This is a genomic window from Paraburkholderia lebeckiae (genome assembly GCF_050436325.1).
Lineage (GTDB): Bacteria > Pseudomonadota > Gammaproteobacteria > Burkholderiales > Burkholderiaceae > Paraburkholderia > Paraburkholderia tuberum.
In genome coordinates, this window is sequence record NZ_JBNDLZ010000003.1 from 4,088,159 (window position 1) to 4,105,669 (window position 17,511).

General features: G+C 64.1%; 19 protein-coding genes. 17 read left to right on the forward strand and 2 right to left on the reverse strand.

Translation table 11 applies throughout. The annotated features are described in order from the left end of the window. The first annotated feature begins 58 nt into the window (after nt 1-58). From OKW44_RS36810 to OKW44_RS36850, 9 genes are all read left to right on the forward strand, one after another. Entirely contained in the window at nt 59-943 is an 885-nt protein-coding gene (locus OKW44_RS36810) for an alpha/beta fold hydrolase (RefSeq protein ID WP_018417549.1), read from the forward strand. 177 nt (nt 944-1,120) lie between these two features. Then, on the forward strand, nt 1,121-1,951 hold the full coding sequence (locus tag OKW44_RS36815) for a 3',5'-nucleoside bisphosphate phosphatase (RefSeq protein ID WP_018417550.1): 831 nt from the start codon (nt 1,121-1,123) through the stop codon (nt 1,949-1,951). Nucleotides 1,952-2,033: 82 nt separating this feature from the next. Beyond that, entirely contained in the window at nt 2,034-2,669 is a 636-nt protein-coding gene (locus OKW44_RS36820) for an L-threonylcarbamoyladenylate synthase (RefSeq protein ID WP_018417551.1), read from the forward strand. 56 nt (nt 2,670-2,725) lie between these two features. Continuing rightward, the gene (locus OKW44_RS36825; RefSeq protein WP_018417552.1) at nt 2,726-3,388 is read left to right on the forward strand and encodes a site-2 protease family protein; all 663 of its coding nucleotides are present in this window, start codon (nt 2,726-2,728) and stop codon (nt 3,386-3,388) included. A 6-nt stretch (nt 3,389-3,394) separates the two neighbouring features. Then, nucleotides 3,395-4,597 carry a tryptophan--tRNA ligase gene (locus OKW44_RS36830; protein WP_018417553.1) on the forward strand — a complete coding sequence of 401 codons (1,203 nt, stop codon included), beginning with the start codon at nt 3,395-3,397 and terminating at the stop codon, nt 4,595-4,597. 28 nt (nt 4,598-4,625) lie between these two features. Further along, nucleotides 4,626-5,228, forward strand: coding sequence for a class I SAM-dependent methyltransferase (locus tag OKW44_RS36835; protein WP_018417554.1), 603 nt, complete (start codon nt 4,626-4,628; stop codon nt 5,226-5,228). A 43-nt stretch (nt 5,229-5,271) separates the two neighbouring features. Further along, nucleotides 5,272-6,189 carry a 4-hydroxy-tetrahydrodipicolinate synthase gene (gene dapA / locus OKW44_RS36840; RefSeq protein ID WP_018417555.1) on the forward strand — a complete coding sequence of 306 codons (918 nt, stop codon included), beginning with the start codon at nt 5,272-5,274 and terminating at the stop codon, nt 6,187-6,189. Between the two features lie 123 nt (nt 6,190-6,312). Next, nucleotides 6,313-7,452, forward strand: coding sequence for an NlpB/DapX family lipoprotein (bamC, locus tag OKW44_RS36845; protein ID WP_026225298.1), 1,140 nt, complete (start codon nt 6,313-6,315; stop codon nt 7,450-7,452). 7 nt (nt 7,453-7,459) lie between these two features. Beyond that, nucleotides 7,460-8,233, forward strand: a complete 774-nt coding sequence (locus OKW44_RS36850) for an MBL fold metallo-hydrolase (protein ID WP_018417557.1) — start codon at nt 7,460-7,462, stop codon at nt 8,231-8,233. Between the two features lie 147 nt (nt 8,234-8,380). Here the strand turns inward: OKW44_RS36850 and OKW44_RS36855 are convergent, their stop codons facing one another. Next, nucleotides 8,381-9,079, reverse strand: a complete 699-nt coding sequence (locus OKW44_RS36855) for a Bax inhibitor-1/YccA family protein (RefSeq protein WP_018417558.1) — start codon at nt 9,077-9,079, stop codon at nt 8,381-8,383. Between OKW44_RS36855 and OKW44_RS36860 the strand changes: the two genes are divergently transcribed. The 8 genes from OKW44_RS36860 (at nt 9,078) to bamB (ending at nt 17,164) form a co-directional block, all read left to right on the forward strand. After that, a complete protein-coding gene (locus OKW44_RS36860) occupies nt 9,078-9,263 on the forward strand; it encodes a hypothetical protein (RefSeq protein WP_280785225.1) in 186 nt (61 codons plus the stop codon). The genes OKW44_RS36855 and OKW44_RS36860 overlap by 2 nt on opposite strands. A gap of 84 nt (nt 9,264-9,347) precedes the next feature. Beyond that, complete coding sequence (ndk, locus tag OKW44_RS36865) at nt 9,348-9,773, forward strand: nucleoside-diphosphate kinase (protein ID WP_018417559.1); 426 nt, start codon at nt 9,348-9,350, stop codon at nt 9,771-9,773. A gap of 210 nt (nt 9,774-9,983) precedes the next feature. After that, nucleotides 9,984-11,135 carry a dual-specificity RNA methyltransferase RlmN gene (gene rlmN, locus OKW44_RS36870; RefSeq protein ID WP_018417560.1) on the forward strand — a complete coding sequence of 384 codons (1,152 nt, stop codon included), beginning with the start codon at nt 9,984-9,986 and terminating at the stop codon, nt 11,133-11,135. Between the two features lie 213 nt (nt 11,136-11,348). After that, entirely contained in the window at nt 11,349-12,479 is a 1,131-nt protein-coding gene (locus OKW44_RS36875; RefSeq protein ID WP_018417561.1) for a helix-turn-helix domain-containing protein, read from the forward strand. 85 nt (nt 12,480-12,564) lie between these two features. Beyond that, on the forward strand, nt 12,565-13,881 hold the full coding sequence (ispG, locus tag OKW44_RS36880) for a flavodoxin-dependent (E)-4-hydroxy-3-methylbut-2-enyl-diphosphate synthase (RefSeq protein ID WP_018417562.1): 1,317 nt from the start codon (nt 12,565-12,567) through the stop codon (nt 13,879-13,881). 21 nt (nt 13,882-13,902) lie between these two features. Beyond that, nucleotides 13,903-15,243, forward strand: coding sequence for a histidine--tRNA ligase (gene hisS, locus OKW44_RS36885; RefSeq protein WP_018417563.1), 1,341 nt, complete (start codon nt 13,903-13,905; stop codon nt 15,241-15,243). A gap of 66 nt (nt 15,244-15,309) precedes the next feature. Continuing rightward, nucleotides 15,310-15,939: a YfgM family protein gene (locus OKW44_RS36890; protein WP_018417564.1), complete on the forward strand. Its 630-nt coding sequence runs from the start codon at nt 15,310-15,312 to the stop codon at nt 15,937-15,939. 79 nt (nt 15,940-16,018) lie between these two features. Further along, nucleotides 16,019-17,164, forward strand: a complete 1,146-nt coding sequence (bamB, locus tag OKW44_RS36895; protein WP_018417565.1) for an outer membrane protein assembly factor BamB — start codon at nt 16,019-16,021, stop codon at nt 17,162-17,164. Nucleotides 17,165-17,179: 15 nt separating this feature from the next. On the opposite strand, the gene OKW44_RS36900 is transcribed toward bamB, so the two are convergent. After that, nucleotides 17,180-17,416 (reverse strand): hypothetical protein, encoded by a 237-nt coding sequence (locus tag OKW44_RS36900; RefSeq protein WP_162633875.1) that lies wholly within the window; start codon nt 17,414-17,416, stop codon nt 17,180-17,182. Between the last annotated feature and the right edge of the window lie 95 nt (nt 17,417-17,511).

The following is a 17,511-nucleotide window of genomic DNA, read 5'->3' on the forward strand; positions in this document are numbered from 1 at the left end:
CTTCTTGCGCCGCTGTCCCTATAATCGAACGACCATTCTTTTTTACGGTGCGCCGTTCATGAATACATCCCGCTCTGAGTTCGTTGCCGTGCGCGGCGTCCGGCTGCACGTGCGGCGCTGGGGCCATCCAGATGCGCGGACACTGTTCATGCTGCACGGCTGGATGGACGTCGGCGCGTCGTTCCAGTTCGTCGTCGATGCGCTCGGTGGCGACTGGCAGGTGATCGCGCCCGACATGCGCGGCTTCGGTCTGTCCGACTGGCCGGTCGCCGAGCGCGGCGGCGGCAGCTACTGGGTGCAGGATTATCTCGGCGATCTCGACGCGCTGATCGACCACTACGCGCCGGACGGCCAGGTGAACCTCGTCGGTCACAGCATGGGCGCGAACGTCGTGTGCCTGTATGCGGGCGTGCGGCCGCAGCGGGTACGGCGCGTGGTCGATCTGGAGGGCTTCGGGCTCGCGCCATCGCATCCGGCGCAGGCGCCGAAGCGCCTGCTCAATTGGCTCGACGAATTGCGCGATCCACCGCAGCTCAAGCGCTACGCGTCACTCGACGAGGTCGCCGCGCGTCTGATCAAAACCAATCCGCGCCTCGTTCCGCGGCGTGCGCACTTTCTCGCCCAGCACTGGTCGAAGCCGGATGGCGAAGGGCGCTTCATGCTGCTCGCCGATCCGGCGCACAAGGTCCGCGGCCCGACGCTGTATCGCCTCGACGAGGTGATGGCGGTGTGGCGTAAGGTCAGCGCGAAGGTGCTGCACGTCGAGGCCGCCGGCTCGCCGACGCTCGCGCAGATCGCCGGCGACACTCCGCTCGACGAATTCAAGGCGCGTTTCCAGGCGTTTCCCGATTGGTGCGAGAAGATCATCGACGGCGCGGGGCACATGGTGCATCACGACCAGCCGGAGCAGATCGCCGCGTTGATCGAGGGGTTCTGCGCCTGACACCGCGCCAGAAGCTACGTTTGAAATGGCGCTCGTGGGTCGCCCGGAGGTCGCGGGATCGGCGCTGACTGGTCTTGACCTCGCGGAACGCGGCAACCGGCACTGGCGTCGCGAGATACCCCTGCGGCCCCTTACTGCATTGCAGTAAAATGACCGCAGAACCCTTCCAGGACCACGATGAACGCCGATCTTCACTGCCACTCCACCGTTTCCGACGGCCAGTTCGCGCCGGCCGACGTCGCGCGCCGCGCGCACGCTAACGGCGTGACGCTGTGGGCGCTCACCGATCACGACGAAGTGGGCGGCCAGCACGAGGCGCGCACCGCGGCCGAGGCTCTCGGCATGAATTACCTGAGCGGCGTCGAGATTTCGGTCACGTGGGCGGGGCGCACCGTGCACATCGTCGGACTCGGCATCGATCCGGGCAGCCAGATCCTGATCGACGGTCTCGCTCGCACGCGCGACGGCCGCGCCGCGCGCGCCGAAGCAATCGGCGAGCAACTGGCCACGCTCGGCATTCCAGACGCGTACGAGGGCGCGCTGCATTTCGTGTCGAATCCCGACATGATGTCGCGCACCCATTTCGCGCGCTTCCTGGTCGAGCAAGGCCACTGCGCAAACACCCAGGAAGTGTTCGACCGCTATCTCGGCGATGGCAAGCCGGCGTACGTCGCGCACTGCTGGGCCAAGCTCGCCGACGCACTCGGCTGGATCCAGGCCGCGGGCGGCGTCGCGATCGTCGCGCATCCCGGTCGTTACGCGTATTCGCAACTCGAATTCGACGCATTCTTTGGCGAATTCATCGACCTCGGTGGCGAGGCGATCGAGGTCGTGACGGGCAGCCACACGCCCGACCAGTACCGCGAATATGCGGACGTCGCGCGTCGCTATGGCTTCGAGGCCTCGCGCGGTTCTGATTTCCATGCGCCTGGCGAAGGCCGCATCGAACTCGGTGCACTGCCGCCGCTGCCCGCCGATCTGAAGCCCATTTGGGAACGCTGGCTGTGACCGCGCGCCGGCTGGATGCGGCACGCGCTCTGCTCGCCGCAGCCCATCCGCCGCAGTTCGTCTGCCGCCATCATGAGTCTCCATGTCCCAATACTTTCGGCTTCACCCCGACAATCCGCAACCGCGTCTCGTCAAGCAGGCCGTGCAGATCATCAACGACGGCGCCGTGGTCGCCTTGCCGACCGATTCGACCTACGCGCTCGCCTGCCGTCTCGACGACAAGGATGCGGTCGAACGCCTGCGGCGCATCCGCGGACTCGACGAAAAGCAACTACTGTCGCTGCTCGTGCGTGATCTGTCGGAGCTCGCCAATTTTGCGATGGTGGACAACTGGCAGTACAGGCTGCTTAAGTCGGTGACCCCGGGTCCGTACGTGTTCGTGCTGCAGGCCACCAAGGAAGTGCCGCGGCGCGTGTCGCATCCGTCACGCAAGACGATCGGCCTGCGCGTGCCGGATCACGCGATCACGCTCGCGATTCTCGAGGAGCTCGGCCAGCCGCTGCTCGGCTCGACACTGATCATGCCCGGCGAAACAGAGCCGCTGAACGACCCCGAGGAAATCCGCGCGCGGCTCGAAAAGCAGCTCGATCTGGTGATTGACGGCGGCGCGTGCGTGTGCGAGCCGTCCACCGTAATCGATCTGACCGGCTCGGAGCCGGTGCTGGTGCGGGCAGGGCGCGGCCCGCTCGAGCCGTTCGGTCTCGAGGAAACGGCGTGAGCGGCATGAACGAAAGCAGACAGACACGCGCGAGCGCATTGTTACAATAGCGAGCTATGGATTCTTCCCTGATACAGACGATTGCGGTGTACGCGCTGCCGGTGATCTTCGCGATCACGCTGCACGAGGCTGCGCACGGCTACGTCGCGCGCTGGCTCGGCGACAACACCGCGTACGTGCTCGGCCGCGTGTCGCTGAACCCGATGCGGCACATCGATCCGCTCGGCACGATCGCCATTCCGTTGCTGCTGTACTTCGCGACGAGCGGCGCGTTCATGTTCGGCTATGCGAAGCCGGTGCCGGTCGCGTTCGGCAATCTGCGCAACCCGCGCTGGGGCAGCCTATGGGTCGCGGCGGCCGGACCCGTGTGCAATTTCATCCAGGCGCTGTTCTGGGGCGTGTTCGGCGTTGCGCTCGCGGGGCTCAATGTCAACGAACCGTTTTTCACGCGCATGGCGGGCGCGGGCGTCGGCGTCAATCTCGTGCTCGGCGTGCTGAACCTGTTTCCGCTGCCGCCGCTCGATGGCGGCCGCGTGGTGATGGCCCTGTTGCCGCCGAAGCAATCGATTGCGTTGTCGCGGCTCGAGCCGTACGGCTTTTTCATCGTGATGGCGCTGGTGATGACGGGTACGCTCACGCGTTTCTGGTTGAGGCCACTCGTGACGCTCGGCTATAGCGCGATCACCGCAATTCTGACTCCACTTGTTTCGCTTTTCTAAATAACCATGTTCCCAGACCGTATCTTCTCCGGCATGCGGCCCACCGGGTCGCTGCACCTCGGCCACTATCACGGCGTGCTGAAAAACTGGGTGCGGCTGCAGTCCGAATACCCGTGCTTCTTCTGCGTGGTCGACTGGCACGCACTGACGACGCACTACGAAACGCCCGAAGTGATCGAAAAGAACGTGTGGGACGTGCTGATCGACTGGCTCGCTTCCGGCATCGATCCGGCGCAGGCGACGCTGTTCATCCAGAGCAAGGTGCCCGAGCATGCCGAGCTGGCGCTGCTGCTCGGCATGAGCACGCCGCTCGGCTGGCTCGAACGCGTGCCGACTTACAAGGAGCAGATGGAAAAGCTGAAGGACAGGGACCTGTCCACCTACGGCTTCCTCGGCTATCCGGTGCTGATGGCGGCGGACATTCTGCTGTATCGCGGCTCGCTCGTGCCGGTCGGTGAAGACCAGGTGCCGCACGTCGAGATGACGCGTGAAATCGCCCGTCGTTTCAACTACCTGTACGGCCGTGAGCCGGGCTTCGAGGAGAAGGCGAACGAAGCCGCGAAGAAGCTCGGCGGCAAGCGCTCGAAGCTGTATCACGAGTTGCGCAACGCGTATCAGCAGGAAGGCGACGACGAAGCGCTCGAACGCGCGCGGGCGATGCTGCAGGAATCGCAAAGCTTGTCGATGAGCGATCGCGAGCGCCTGTTCGGCTATCTCGAAGGTTCGCGCAAGATCATCCTCGTCGAACCGCAGGCGATGCTGACCGAGGCGTCGCGCATGCCGGGTCTCGACGGCCAGAAGATGTCGAAGTCGTACGGCAACACGATCGGCCTGCGCGAAGACGCGGAAACCATCACGAAGAAGGTCCGCACGATGCCGACCGACCCCGCGCGCGTGCGCCGCACCGATCCGGGCGATCCCGACAAGTGCCCGGTGTGGCAACTGCATCAGGTCTACACCGACGAAGCGACCCACGAGTGGGTGCAGAAGGGCTGCCGCTCGGCAGGCATCGGTTGCCTCGATTGCAAGCAGCCGGTCGTCGAAGGGATTCTGCGCGAGCAGCAGCCGATGCTCGAGCGCGCGCAGAAGTACATGGACGACCCGTCGCTGTTGCGCGCGATCGTCGCCGATGGCTGCGACAAGGCACGCCGGTTCGCGGCCGAAACGATGCGCGAGGTCCGTGAGGCGATGGGGCTGTCGTACAACTGATGCGCACTCGACGCACCGCGGCGCAGCGATGAGCACGCCCGTTACCAGTGGCTTGCATGGCCTCGGTGAACCGTCGCGCTGGGTGCGTCACTGGGCGCACCTGATCGCGCCGGGCGGCGCGGTGCTCGACGTCGCGTCGGGGGCCGGGCGGCACGCGCGCTTTTTTGCATCGCTCGGCCATCCGGTCACCGCGATCGATCGCGACGCGGCTGCTCTCGACCTGCTGCGCGACGCGCCGCTCGTCACACCTCTCGTGGCCGATCTCGAAGGCGCGACGTGGCCACTACCGGCCGATGCGGCGTTCGCCGCTGTCGTGGTCACCAACTACCTGCACCGGCCGCTTTTTCCGCCGTTGCTGCGCGCGCTCGCGCCCGGCGGCGTACTGGTTTACGAGACCTTCGCGCAAGGAAACGAAAGCGTCGGCAAACCCTCCAATCCGGTGTTTTTGCTCGCGCCTGGCGAGCTGCTCGACACCGTGCGGGGCCACCTGCGGGTGATCGCATTTCAGGACGGATTTCTCGCCGAGCCGCGTCCGGCCTACGTTCAGCGCATCTGCGCGGTTCGGGAAACGGCTCGGGCGCATGATCCCGCACGGGCAACAGCGCCACCTTGTTACGAGTTGGCTGGCTAATCCGCTACAATCGCGCTTTACCTGATCATATTCATGGCGTTTCATGACTAACGGCAACCACAGCGGTCACCAGGACGGCGTTCAGATCCGCGGCAGCATTCCTGCCATCATCACTCCGATGCTCGAAGACGGCAGCCTCGATCTGCCGGCGTTTCGCAAACTGATCGACTGGCACGTCGAGGAAGGCACGAATGCGCTCGTCGTGGTCGGCACGAGCGGCGAGTCGGCCACGCTGTCGGTCGAAGAACACGTGTTGATGGTCAAGACCGCGGTCGAGCACACCGCTGGACGCATTCCTGTCATCGCGGGCGCGGGTGCCAATTCCACCGCTGAGGCGATCGAACTCACGCAACACGCGAAGGACGTCGGCGCGGATGCCACGCTGCAGGTCGTGCCGTACTACAACAAGCCGACCCAGGAAGGCATCTACCGCCATTTCGCGAAGATCGCCGAAACCGTCGATCTGCCAGTGATTCTGTACAACGTGCCGGGCCGCACCGTCGCCGACATGAGCAACGAGACCATCCTGCGCTGCGCGCAGGTGCCGGGCATCGTCGGCGTGAAGGAGGCCACGGGCAACATCGACCGCGCCGCGCATCTGATCAAGTCGGCGCCGGCGTACTTCGGCATCTATAGCGGCGACGACCCCACCGCGATCGCGCTGATGCTGCTCGGCGGTCACGGCAATATTTCGGTCACCGCGAACGTCGCGCCGCGCGCAATGAGCGAACTGTGCAAGGCCGCGCTCGCCGCGGACGTGAAGACCGCGCGCGACATTCATCTGAAACTCCTGTCGCTGCACAAGTACCTGTTTGCCGAAGCGAATCCGATTCCGGCGAAGTGGGCGCTGCAACAACTGGGGCGTGTGCAGGGCGGCATCCGCCTGCCGCTCACGCCGCTCGACGCGCAATACCACGAAATGGTGCGCGGCGCGCTGCGCGAAGCGGGCCTGCTCGGCTGAACGGGCCGACCGTCCCGCCGCCCACGCAAGACCGCCACCGGCATTTCATTAACCGACGTCGCTTCAGCCCACGTTCCCGGCAGATCGAACGAGGCATCGCGTTCCAGCATCACGAAGGACCTCATGAAACGTTCCGCACTTTCCCTCCACGCAACCCGCATGGCGGCGCTGGCGCTTGCCCTATCGACGCTCGCCGGCTGTGACACGCTGAACGACTGGTTCGCTTCCGACCGCGTCAACTACAAGGCGACCTCGAGCGCGCCGCCGCTCGCCGTGCCGAGCGATCTGAGCACGTCGCCGAACGACCAGCGCTATGTGGCACCGCCCGCCAATCTGGCGCTTGGTGGCACGCCGACGCGCGCTGTCACGGCGGCCGGCAACGCGACCGAAGGTCAGCCGAACGCGCAGGATCCGCTCGGCATGCATATCGACCGCGACGGCGACCGTCGCTGGCTGGTGGTAGACGGCCGTTCCCCGGAACAGCTCTGGCCGCAGCTGCAGGAGTTCTGGCAGGAGAACGGCTTCGTGCTGAAGACCGATGCGCCGGCCACTGGCATCATGACGACCGACTGGGCGGAAAACCGGGCGAACATTCCGGACGACTGGTTCCGCCGCACGATCGGCAAGGTCATCGACTTCGCCTATTCGTCGGGCACCCGCGACAGTTTCCGCACGCTGGTATCGCGCGGTTCGGACAGCGCGACCGATATCTCGATCACGCACAGCGCGATGGAAGAGGTGATGACCGGGCAGGACAAGACGTCTTCGCGCTGGGAAGAGCGTCCGCGTGATCCGGCGCTCGAGGCGCTGTTTCTCGCCAAGCTGATGCAGAAATTCGGCCTGACTGAAGCACAGTCGAAGCAGCTGCTGACCGACGCGCGCCCCGCCGCCGCGCCGACCACGATCGAGCAGAACGCGGGTGCGTCGACGCTCGATCTGCAGGAGTCGTTCGACCGTGCCTGGCTGCGTGTGGGCCTCGCGCTCGATCGCACCAACTTTACGGTCGACAACCGCGATCGCGAGAAGGGCATCTACTACGTCCGCTACGCGGATTCGATGCAGGAACTGAAGAAGGAAGGCCTGTTCGGCAAACTGTTCTACAGCGGCAATTCGACGCGCAAGCCGGGCCAGGAATTCCTCGTCAACGTGCGCGCGAAGGGCGACGCGGTGACGCAGATCGCGGTCGTCGACGCGAATGGGCAGATTGACACGTCGTCGGACGCGCAGCGCATCGTGTCGCTGCTGCACGCGCAACTGAACTAGGCGGGTCGTGCGCTTCGCAAGTCTCGGCAGCGGCAGTGAAGGCAACGCGCTGCTGGTGGAGGCGCACAGCGGTGCGGTCACCACGCGCGTGCTGCTCGATTGCGGTTTTTCCGCGCGCGAAGTCGAGCGGCGTCTGACGCGGCTCGGCGCGAGTGCCGAGCACCTCGACGCGATCCTGATTACACATGAACATAGCGATCACATCGGCAGCGCATTGACGCTGGCGCGCAAGTGGTCGATTCCGCTGTACATGAGCTGGGGCACCGCGCGCGTGGTGGGCGCCGACGAAGCCGATGTTGACCTGCAGGTGCTGTGGGGCGACGAGGCGGTAGCGATCGGAGAGCTCAGCATTCTCCCTTATACCGTTCCGCACGACGCCCGCGAACCGCTGCAATACGTGTTCTCGAACGGCGCGAGCCGGCTTGGCGTGCTCACCGACGTGGGCACCTCCACGCCGCATATCAGCGCGGTGCTAAGTGGCTGCGACGCGCTCGTGCTCGAATGCAATCACGACGTGCAGATGCTCGCGGGCAGTCGTTATCCGCCGTCGCTGAAGGCCCGTATCGGCGGCAATCACGGGCATCTGAACAATCACGCGGCGGCTGAAATCCTGGCGTCGCTCGACCGCTCGCGCTTGCAGCATCTGGTCGCGGCGCATCTGAGCCAGCAGAACAATCTGCCGGAACTTGCGCAGGCGGCGCTGGCGGGCGTGCTTGACGCGGCTCCCACGGAGGTGGTGGTTGCGTCGCAGAGCGAAGGTTTCGCGTGGTTGACGTTGTGACTGTGGCGCCCGATTGGCTTCCAGTCGCGCTGCACGCCATGCACCGGCCGGTCAGGTAATGAAACAAAGCCCATAACGAGCAATCGTTATGGGCTTCTAATTTGAGCGTCGAGTGCGGCGTGGGGCACGCCGCGCGACCGGCCAAACTTAATTGCGGTTGCCGCCAAAAATGCCGAGCAGCGCAAGCAGATTGACGAACACGTTGTACAGATCCAGGTAGATCGCCAGCGTCGCCGTGATGTAATTCGTCTCGCCGCCGTTCACGACGCGCTGCACGTCGAACATGATGTAGGCGGAAAAGATCACGATTGCCATGACTGAAACCGTCAGCATCAGCGCCGGCAGTTGCAGGAACACGTTCGCGACCGAAGCCAGCAGGATCACGATCACGCCCATGAAGAGCCACTTGCCGAGGCCCGAGAAGTCGCGTTTGCTGACCGTGGCGATGGTCGCCATGGCCGCGAAGATCACACCGGTGCCACCAAAAGCAAGCATGATCAGCGACGGGCCGTTCGAGAAGCCGAGCACGAACGCGAGAATGCGCGACAGCATCAGCCCCATGAAGAACGTGAAGCCGAGCAGTACGAAGACGCCGACGGCGCTGTCCTTGGTGCGCTGGATCGCGAACATGAAGCCGAAGGCGATCGCGAAGAATGCCAGCATGCTCATGGCGGGGCTGGTGGCGGCGAACAGTGAGAAGCCGGTGGCAAGACCCACCCACGCGCCGAGCACGGTCGGAATCATGGACAGTGCGAGCAGCCAGTAGGTATTCCGTAGCACGCGGTTGCGTGTTTCGACCGTGCTGACCGCGCCGTTGCGGCCAAACATATACGGATGTTCGTTCATGATCTCTCCTTACCTCGGAAGCGTGTTTCGTGATGGTGATACGGCAATTTGCGAAGCGCCGGCGGGCGCACCGTTCATCCGTAAGATTAGCGCGGCAGCACGGAGTTTCAATGCCTCCAGTCGCCCACATGGCCTACGCTACCAGTATTTCGCGCCCTTTGCTTTGATCCTTTCAGTGCTGTAAGGGTTCAATCGCAATGATACACGGGAACATGCTACAATAGCGGATTCATTTGAATCTGTAACTTCTTAATTTTTTGGAGTTTTTATGGCGATCGAGCGCACCCTGTCGATTATCAAGCCGGACGCAGTGGCCAAGAACGTGATCGGCCAGATCTATACCCGTTTTGAAAACGCTGGTCTGAAGATCGTGGCATCGCGCATGGTTCATCTGTCGCGTGCTGACGCCGAGAAGTTCTACGCCGTGCACGCAGCACGTCCGTTCTTCAAGGACCTCGTCGAATTCATGATCTCCGGTCCGGTGGTCGTGCAAGCGCTGGAAGGCGAAAACGCGGTCCTGAAACACCGTGATCTGATGGGTGCGACTGACCCGAAGAAGGCAGAAAAGGGCACGATCCGTGCCGACTTCGCGGACAGCATCGACGCCAACGCGGTGCACGGCTCGGACGCACCGGAAACGGCCGCGATTGAAATCGCATTTTTCTTTCCCCAAGTCAACGTCTACTCGCGTTGAGCGCCTCGCGCTGAGGTCAGGCACTGGCCTCGGTCGTAAGCCGTGTCCGCCTGGCGCGTTTCGTGCAGCCGAATTGTTTTATCGCATGAATCGCGCGCGTTGCACGACAAAGTAGTAAGGTAAAAGCAGCAGGAATGGGCGCGAACGGGCACGGCGTTCATGCAGCTTGTTGCATGAACGTAGTCTCGCAATGAAATGGCAGGATTCGATATGACGAGCAGTCCCTCCGTCAACCTTCTCGACCTCGACGCCCAAGGGCTCGTCGCCTACTGCGACAGCCTGGGCGAGAAACCGTTTCGCGCCAAGCAATTGCAGCGCTGGATTCATCAATACAACGCTTCCGACTTCGATGGCATGACCGATCTCGCGAAGTCCTTGCGCGAAAAGCTCAAAGGGCGCGCCGCGATCACGATGCCGGGCGTCGTCAGCGACCACGTTTCGTCGGACGGCACACGCAAGTGGCTGATCGACGTCGGAAACGGCAACGCCGTTGAAACCGTCTACATCCCCGAAGAAACGCGCGGCACGCTGTGTGTGTCGTCACAGGCCGGGTGTGCGGTCAACTGCCGGTTCTGCTCGACCGGCAAGCAAGGGTTCTCCCGCAATCTCACCACCGGCGAAATCATCGGCCAGTTGCGCATGGCTGAGTTTGCGCTGCGCGCGTCGCGTGGTGATGCTGGCGGTCGCGCGATGGGCGGCGACGGCAAGGGCGAGCGCGTCGTCACGAACGTCGTGATGATGGGAATGGGCGAGCCGCTGCTCAATTACGACGCGGTCGTGCCGGCCATGCGCCTGATGCTCGACGACAATGCGTACGGCCTGTCGCGCCGGCGCGTCACGTTGTCCACTTCGGGCGTCGTACCGATGATGGACCGGCTCGGCGCGGATCTGCCCGTGGCGCTCGCGGTGTCGCTGCATGCCTCGAACGACGCGCTGCGCGACGTGCTGGTGCCGCTCAACAAAAAGTATCCGCTGGCCGAGCTGATGGCGGCGTGCGAGCGCTATCTGAAAGTTGCGCCGCGAGATTTCATTACGTTCGAATACTGCATGCTCGATGGCGTGAACGACAGCGAGGCGCACGCGCGCGAGTTGCTCGCCGTCACGCGTAACGTGCCGTGCAAGTTCAATCTGATTCCGTTCAATCCGTTCCCCGAATCGGGCCTTATCCGCTCGAAGCCGGAACAGATCAAGCGGTTTGCGCAGGTGTTGATCGACGCTGGCGTCGTCACCACTGTGCGCAAGACCCGCGGCGACGATATCGATGCTGCCTGCGGTCAGCTGGCCGGCGCGGTGAAAGACCGCACGCGTCTTGCTGAGCGCACCGGGAAGGCGGCGAAGATGATCGAGGTTCGCGCCGTGTAATCGCGAGGGGCAGCAGGGCGTCGGCGTTCGGCGGAAAGCACCGCGAGCGCAAAAATGCTCCCATGTCACCGGCGATTAAATGAAAGTTTGCAGAATCGATCGGGAGCAGTACACAAAGCCGCACATTTTGTTATAAACGGTCTGCGATTTGGACGTGACGCTCGAGCCCGTCCGGTCGCACGATTAAAAAGAATCGACGCGAAAGGATTTGGGATGAGTGAGCCGCAGCACCCGCAGCCGCACGAGACAGACACGAACGATGGCCATCCTGCACCTGTTGCAAGGGCGGTGGTCCAGCCTGTCGTGCACCCGGCCCTTGATTCGCTGGCAGCGGTTGGCGCGCGCTTGACCCAGTTGCGCGAGTCGAAAGGCTGGACTATCGAGGACGTGTCGGCGCGACTGAAGGTGTCGGTCGTCAAGCTGAGCGCGCTCGAGGCGGGCGACGTCAGCCATCTGCCGGACACGACGTTTGCACTCGGCGTCGTGCGCAGCTACGCGAAAATGCTCGGCGCCGATCCAGCGCCTTTTACGGCGGCGTTGCGTCGCGAGAAGGGCGTGCCGGCGCCGAATCTGTCGATGCCGGCGTCATCGGGCAAGGATCTGCCGCGCGGCAAGGTTTCGCTGTCGCTCGGCGACAGCGGGCACAAGAGCCGTTCGTGGCTGTGGGGCATTGCGGCGATCGTCGTCGCGGTCATCGCACTCGGGATGTGGCGCACTAACGGCGGTGATTCGTCCGCGTGGCTCGCGCGCCTGAAGGCAAGCGCGAATAGTTCGACTAGCAGCGACACGGCGGCTTCGGGCGCGGTCGCTCAGGGTCCGGCGACGGCGGCGGAAGGGGCATCGGCGGCGGCCACGGCGGACAACGCGGCGAGCGCGGATAATGCGGCGTCTGCGTCGGCAACGCCGATGCCGGCTCCGCTTGCCACTGGCACCACGCCGGGCTCGGGCCCGGCAGCGAATACAGCGGCAACGCCGGCACCGACGGCCGCGGCACCGAAGGCCGGCTCGCAGGCTCAGGCACAGGCCGCCATGGAGAGCGCAAATGCGCCGGTGGTCGTGGCGAACGCGTCGGCACCGGCGGTCACGCCAGCGCTCGGCGAGGCGGTCGTCGCGCTGCGCGTGACGCAGGACAGCTGGTTCAGCGTGCGTGACAAGAACGGCAAGGAACTGTTCTCCGGCCTCGTGCATGCCGGCGATCCGAAGCAAGTGACGGGTGTCGGTCCGTTCAAGGTCACGGTCGGCAACAAGGCGGGTCTCGAGTCGGTGACGCTCGACGGCCAGCCGGTCGATCCGTCGAAATATGCGACAGCAAAGGGCAACGTGGCGCGCTTTGCGCTGCCTTGACAGATACGGTACGCGCCGCGGCCAACCGGTCCGCGGCGCTTTTTCAATTCAGGCGCTGCGTTTTTGCATAGCGCGTGCGGCGTAAATGGGTTTTTCGATGCAAACCGAAGCTCAATCCCAATCCTGTAGCAAGATCGTTTCAGACGAGCCGGTGTTCGGCGGCCCCGCGATGCGCCGCAAGTCGCATGCGGTCAACGTCCGCTGGGGCGGCCAGCTCGTGACCATCGGCGGCGATGCGCCGGTGCGCGTGCAGTCGATGACCAACACCGACACCGCCGACGCGATCGGCACCGCTATCCAGATCAAGGAACTGGCGCAAGCCGGGTCCGAACTGGTGCGTATCACCGTGAATACGCCGGAAGCGGCGGCGGCCGTGCCGGCGATCCGCGAGCAACTCGACCGCATGGGCGTGATGGTGCCGCTCGTCGGCGACTTCCATTACAACGGCCACCTGCTGCTGCGCGACTATCCGGGCTGCGCGGAATCGCTGTCGAAGTACCGGATCAATCCGGGCAACGTCGGGCACGGCGCGAAGCGCGACACGCAGTTTGCGCAGATGATCGAGACGGCGGTCAAATACGACAAGCCGGTGCGCATCGGCGTGAACTGGGGCAGCCTCGACCAGGACCTGCTCGCGAAGATGATGGACGAAAACGGCTCGCGCGCCGCTCCGTGGGAAGCGCAAAGCGTGATGTACGAAGCGCTGATCCAGTCAGCGATCGGCTCGGCGGAACGTGCGGTCGAACTCGGCCTCGGGCGCGACCAGATCATCCTGTCGTGCAAGGTCAGCGGCGTGCAGGATCTGATTGCCGTGTACCGCGAACTCGCGCGCCGTTGCGATTTCGCGCTGCATCTTGGCCTGACCGAAGCGGGCATGGGTTCGAAGGGCATCGTCGCGTCAACCGCGGCGCTGTCGGTTCTGCTGCAGCAGGGCATCGGCGATACGATCCGTATTTCGCTGACGCCGGAACCGGGCGCGTCGCGCACAGGCGAAGTGATCGTTGGTCAGGAGATTCTGCAGACAATGGGCCTGCGGTCGTTCACGCCGATGGTGATCGCGTGCCCCGGCTGCGGGCGCACCACGAGCACGCTGTTCCAGGAACTCGCGTCGCAGATCCAGACCTACCTGCGTCAGCAGATGCCGGTGTGGCGCGACCAGTATCCCGGCGTCGAGCAGATGCACGTCGCGGTGATGGGCTGCATCGTCAATGGTCCGGGCGAATCGAAGCAGGCGAATATCGGCATCAGCTTGCCGGGCTCGGGCGAGAATCCGGCCGCGCCGGTGTTCATCGACGGCGAAAAGGCGAAGACGCTGCGCGGCGAGAACATCGCGCAAGAATTCCAGCAAATCGTGAGCGACTACGTCGAGCGCCGCTATGGCCGCGCCGACGCGCTCAACTAAATACCGGCTATCGAAACACAGATGACTGAACAGAAGAAAAAGCTCGAGAAGCTGTCCGGCGTGAAAGGCATGAACGACATCCTTCCGCAGGAAGCAGGGCTCTGGGAATTTTTCGAAACCACCGTCAAGTCGATGCTGCGTTCGTACGGATACCAGAATATCCGCACGCCGATCGTCGAGCATACGCAGCTGTTCACACGCGGTATCGGCGAAGTGACCGACATCGTCGAAAAAGAGATGTACAGCTTCACCGACGCATTGAACGGCGAAAACCTGACGATGCGCCCGGAAAACACGGCGGCGGTGGTGCGCGCGTCGATCGAACACAACATGCTGTACGATGGCCCGAAGCGTCTGTGGTATATCGGTCCGATGTTCCGTCACGAGCGTCCGCAGCGCGGCCGTTATCGCCAGTTCCACCAGGTCGGTGTCGAGGCGCTCGGTTTCGCGGGTCCGGATGCGGACGCGGAAATCATCATGATGTGCCAGCGTCTGTGGGACGATCTCGGACTGACTGGCATCAAGCTCGAAATCAACTCGTTGGGCCTCGCTGAAGAGCGCGCCGCGCATCGTGTCGAACTGATCGCGTATCTCGAAATGCACATGGACGTGCTCGACGAAGACGCGAAGCGCCGTCTCTATACGAACCCGCTGCGCGTGCTCGATACGAAGAATCCTGCGCTGCAGGAAGTCGCGCGGAACGCGCCGAAGCTGATCGATTTTCTTGGGGAAGAATCGCGCGCGCACTTCGAAGCTCTGCAGCGTCTGCTGAAGGCGAACAACCTTCCGTTCACGATCAATCCGCGTCTCGTGCGCGGTCTCGATTACTACAATCTGACCGTGTTCGAGTGGGTGACCGACAAACTCGGCGCGCAAGGCACGGTCGCGGCGGGTGGCCGCTACGATCCGCTGATCGAACAGCTCGGCGGCAAGCCGACGGCTGCGTGCGGCTGGGCGATGGGCGTCGAGCGGATTCTCGAGCTGCTGAAGGAAGAGCAGCTCGTGCCGGAAGACGACGGTTGCGACGTGTACGTGGTCCATCAGGGCGACGCCGCGCGCGAGCAGGCGTTCATCATCGCCGAGCGTCTGCGCGATACCGGTCTCGACGTGATTCTGCATTGCAGCGCGGACGGTCAGTCGGCAAGCTTCAAGTCGCAGATGAAGCGCGCCGACGCGAGCGGCGCCGCGTTCGCGGTCGTGCTCGGCGAAGATGAGATCGCCAACGGCACGGTCGGCGTGAAACCGCTGCGCGATACGCAAGCCAACGGTGGTAAGAACGAGCAACAGAACGTGGCCGCCGAAGACTTGACCGAATATCTAATCAATGCGATGGTTGCATCCGCCGAAGACGGCGACGACTGATCGCGATGTCGTTGGGCCGGCTGGCTCGACACGCACACGTAGCAAGAAAGAGGAAATCGCCGGGCAATGAGTTACCACGACGAACAAGAATCGATTGAAAGTCTGAGGGCATGGTGGAAGCAGTGGGGCAATGCGACCACGTGGATCGTGCTGGTGGTGTTGCTGGCAGGCGCGAGCTGGAACGGCTGGAATTTCTGGCAGCGTCGTCAGGCCGCGGAAGCCGCGGTGCTGTATGACCAGGTTCAGCAAGCCGCGGCATCGGGCGATAAGGCGCAGATTGCGCGCGTCGCCGCCGACATGGAAGACAAGTTCGGCCGCACTGCCTACGCGCAGATGACTGCGCTCGGCGCCGCCAAGGCGCTCTACGCCGCTGGCGACGAAGCCGGCGCGAAAGCGCAGCTGCAATGGACGATCGATCACGCGAAGGACGACGAGTTCAAGCAGATAGCGAAGCTGCGCATGGCATCGCTGCTGCTCGACGACAAGGCATACGACCAGGGCCTCGCGCTCCTGGTCGAGCCACAATCCGATGCCTTCAAGGGCGTCGTGGCGGACCGCCGCGGCGACCTGCTCGCCGCCCAGGGCAAGCGCGACGACGCGCGCGCGGCCTACAAGCTCGCGCTCGACTCGCTGTCGAACAGCGACAGTTCGGCGCGCCAGCTGATCCAGTTCAAGCTGGATGCGCTTGGCGGCTGAGCGTCCCGCGCGGCGCGCCGCGAGCCACGACCGCAAGGCGGTCTCCTTTAATCCAATTTCCTGAATGCTTCGTCCACCGATGAATCTGCTGAAACGTTACGCCGTGCCCGTTATCTGTGCGATGACCGTTCTCACGCTGGCGGCTTGCTCATCCACGAAAGACGAGCGCCGTGTGCCGACGCCGCTCACCGAGTTCAAACCCGTGCTCGACGTGCAGCAGTCCTGGTCGGCGAGCGTCGGCAAGGCGGGCCGCTACCTGTTCTCGCCGGTTGCGGTCGGCAATGCCGTGTACGCTGCCGGCACGAATGGCACGGTCGCCAAGATCGACGCGCAAACGGGCAAGGACGTGTGGCGAGTCAAGTTGCACGATGATCTGTCGGCGGGCGTCGGCAGCGATGGCACGCTCACCGCGGTCGGTGGCTTGAAGGGCGACGTGTACGTGCTAGGCGCGGACGGCAAGCAGCTGTGGACCGCGAAGGCGCCGGGCGAGATCATTACGCCGCCGCTCGTCGGCAACGGCCTCGTGATCGTGCGCACGATCGACGGCCAGATCGTCGCGTTCAACGCGCAAACCGGCGAGCAGAAGTGGAACTTCCGCAACCGCGCCGTGCCGCTGAACCTGCGCGTGTCGTCGGGCATGACGTTCGCAGGTGACGCGGCCGTGCTGGCCGGCTTCCCGGGCGGCTCGTTCGCCGCGATCAACCTGCAGACGGGCGACGCCTACTGGCAGACGCCGGTGTCGTATCCGAAGGGCGTGACCGAGGTCGAGCGTATCAACGACGTGACCGGCCCACCCACGCTGGTGGGTTCGGAGACCTGCGCGGTGACGTTCCAGGGCCAGATTGGCTGTTTCGACGCCAACTCGGGTCGCGCGCTGTGGGGCAAGCCGTTCTCGAGCACGAGCGGCCTCGCACAGGATGAGCGCAGCGTGGTCGCCGCCGACGACTGGTCGGTCGTGTCAGCATTCGACGTGAGCAACGGCTCGGTGCTGTGGAAGAACGACACGCTGAAGAACCGCGACCTGAGCGTGCCGATGCTGCTCGGCCGCGCGGCCGTGTTCGGCGACTACAAGGGCTTCGTGCATTTCCTGTCGACCGTCGATGGCACGCTCGTCGCACGAGTGAAGACCGACGGCAGCGCGATTACCGCGGCGCCGGTGCTGGCCGGCGACACGCTGGTCGTACAGACGCGCGACGGCGGCCTGTTCGGCTATCGTCCGCGCTGATCGCTATAGATGATGTCAGGCGTGCAGGCCGGCTTCGCCGGCCGCGCGCTTTTTGATTGAGGTCTGCGCCGGCTTTGGCGTGCGGCTCCTACGTCGGGTTGCCACGCTGCCCGTCGCGTGATCGGGCAGGCTCAATAAAAAAATCGCCGGATGGGCTGGTCCGGCAAGTCGGATCGAGGCTGTGGCCGCCGACATGCAAGGCGGCGCGTGCGCTTCGTCGGCGGCCTTGCAATTAAAGACGCGCTCGAACACGAGCGCGTCAGCCGTCGAGCAGCCCGATCTGAAGCAGGCGCCCCCCGGCGGCGTCTGTGAAGCCCACGCCCGTCTGCCTGGATGCGCATATCGAT

Coding starts and splice junctions, on each gene's coding strand:
- OKW44_RS36810 (WP_018417549.1), top strand. CDS start 59: ATGAATACATCCCGCTCTGAGTTCGTTGCCGTGCGCGGCGTCCGGCTG.
- OKW44_RS36815 (WP_018417550.1), top strand. CDS start 1,121: ATGAACGCCGATCTTCACTGCCACTCCACCGTTTCCGACGGCCAGTTC.
- OKW44_RS36820 (WP_018417551.1), top strand. CDS start 2,034: ATGTCCCAATACTTTCGGCTTCACCCCGACAATCCGCAACCGCGTCTC.
- OKW44_RS36825 (WP_018417552.1), top strand. CDS start 2,726: ATGGATTCTTCCCTGATACAGACGATTGCGGTGTACGCGCTGCCGGTG.
- OKW44_RS36830 (WP_018417553.1), top strand. CDS start 3,395: ATGTTCCCAGACCGTATCTTCTCCGGCATGCGGCCCACCGGGTCGCTG.
- OKW44_RS36835 (WP_018417554.1), top strand. CDS start 4,626: ATGAGCACGCCCGTTACCAGTGGCTTGCATGGCCTCGGTGAACCGTCG.
- dapA (WP_018417555.1), top strand. CDS start 5,272: ATGACTAACGGCAACCACAGCGGTCACCAGGACGGCGTTCAGATCCGC.
- bamC (WP_026225298.1), top strand. CDS start 6,313: ATGAAACGTTCCGCACTTTCCCTCCACGCAACCCGCATGGCGGCGCTG.
- OKW44_RS36860 (WP_280785225.1), top strand. CDS start 9,078: ATGATCTCTCCTTACCTCGGAAGCGTGTTTCGTGATGGTGATACGGCA.
- OKW44_RS36855 (WP_018417558.1), bottom strand. CDS start 9,079: ATGAACGAACATCCGTATATGTTTGGCCGCAACGGCGCGGTCAGCACG.
- ndk (WP_018417559.1), top strand. CDS start 9,348: ATGGCGATCGAGCGCACCCTGTCGATTATCAAGCCGGACGCAGTGGCC.
- rlmN (WP_018417560.1), top strand. CDS start 9,984: ATGACGAGCAGTCCCTCCGTCAACCTTCTCGACCTCGACGCCCAAGGG.
- OKW44_RS36875 (WP_018417561.1), top strand. CDS start 11,349: ATGAGTGAGCCGCAGCACCCGCAGCCGCACGAGACAGACACGAACGAT.
- ispG (WP_018417562.1), top strand. CDS start 12,565: ATGGGTTTTTCGATGCAAACCGAAGCTCAATCCCAATCCTGTAGCAAG.
- hisS (WP_018417563.1), top strand. CDS start 13,903: ATGACTGAACAGAAGAAAAAGCTCGAGAAGCTGTCCGGCGTGAAAGGC.
- OKW44_RS36890 (WP_018417564.1), top strand. CDS start 15,310: ATGAGTTACCACGACGAACAAGAATCGATTGAAAGTCTGAGGGCATGG.
- bamB (WP_018417565.1), top strand. CDS start 16,019: ATGAATCTGCTGAAACGTTACGCCGTGCCCGTTATCTGTGCGATGACC.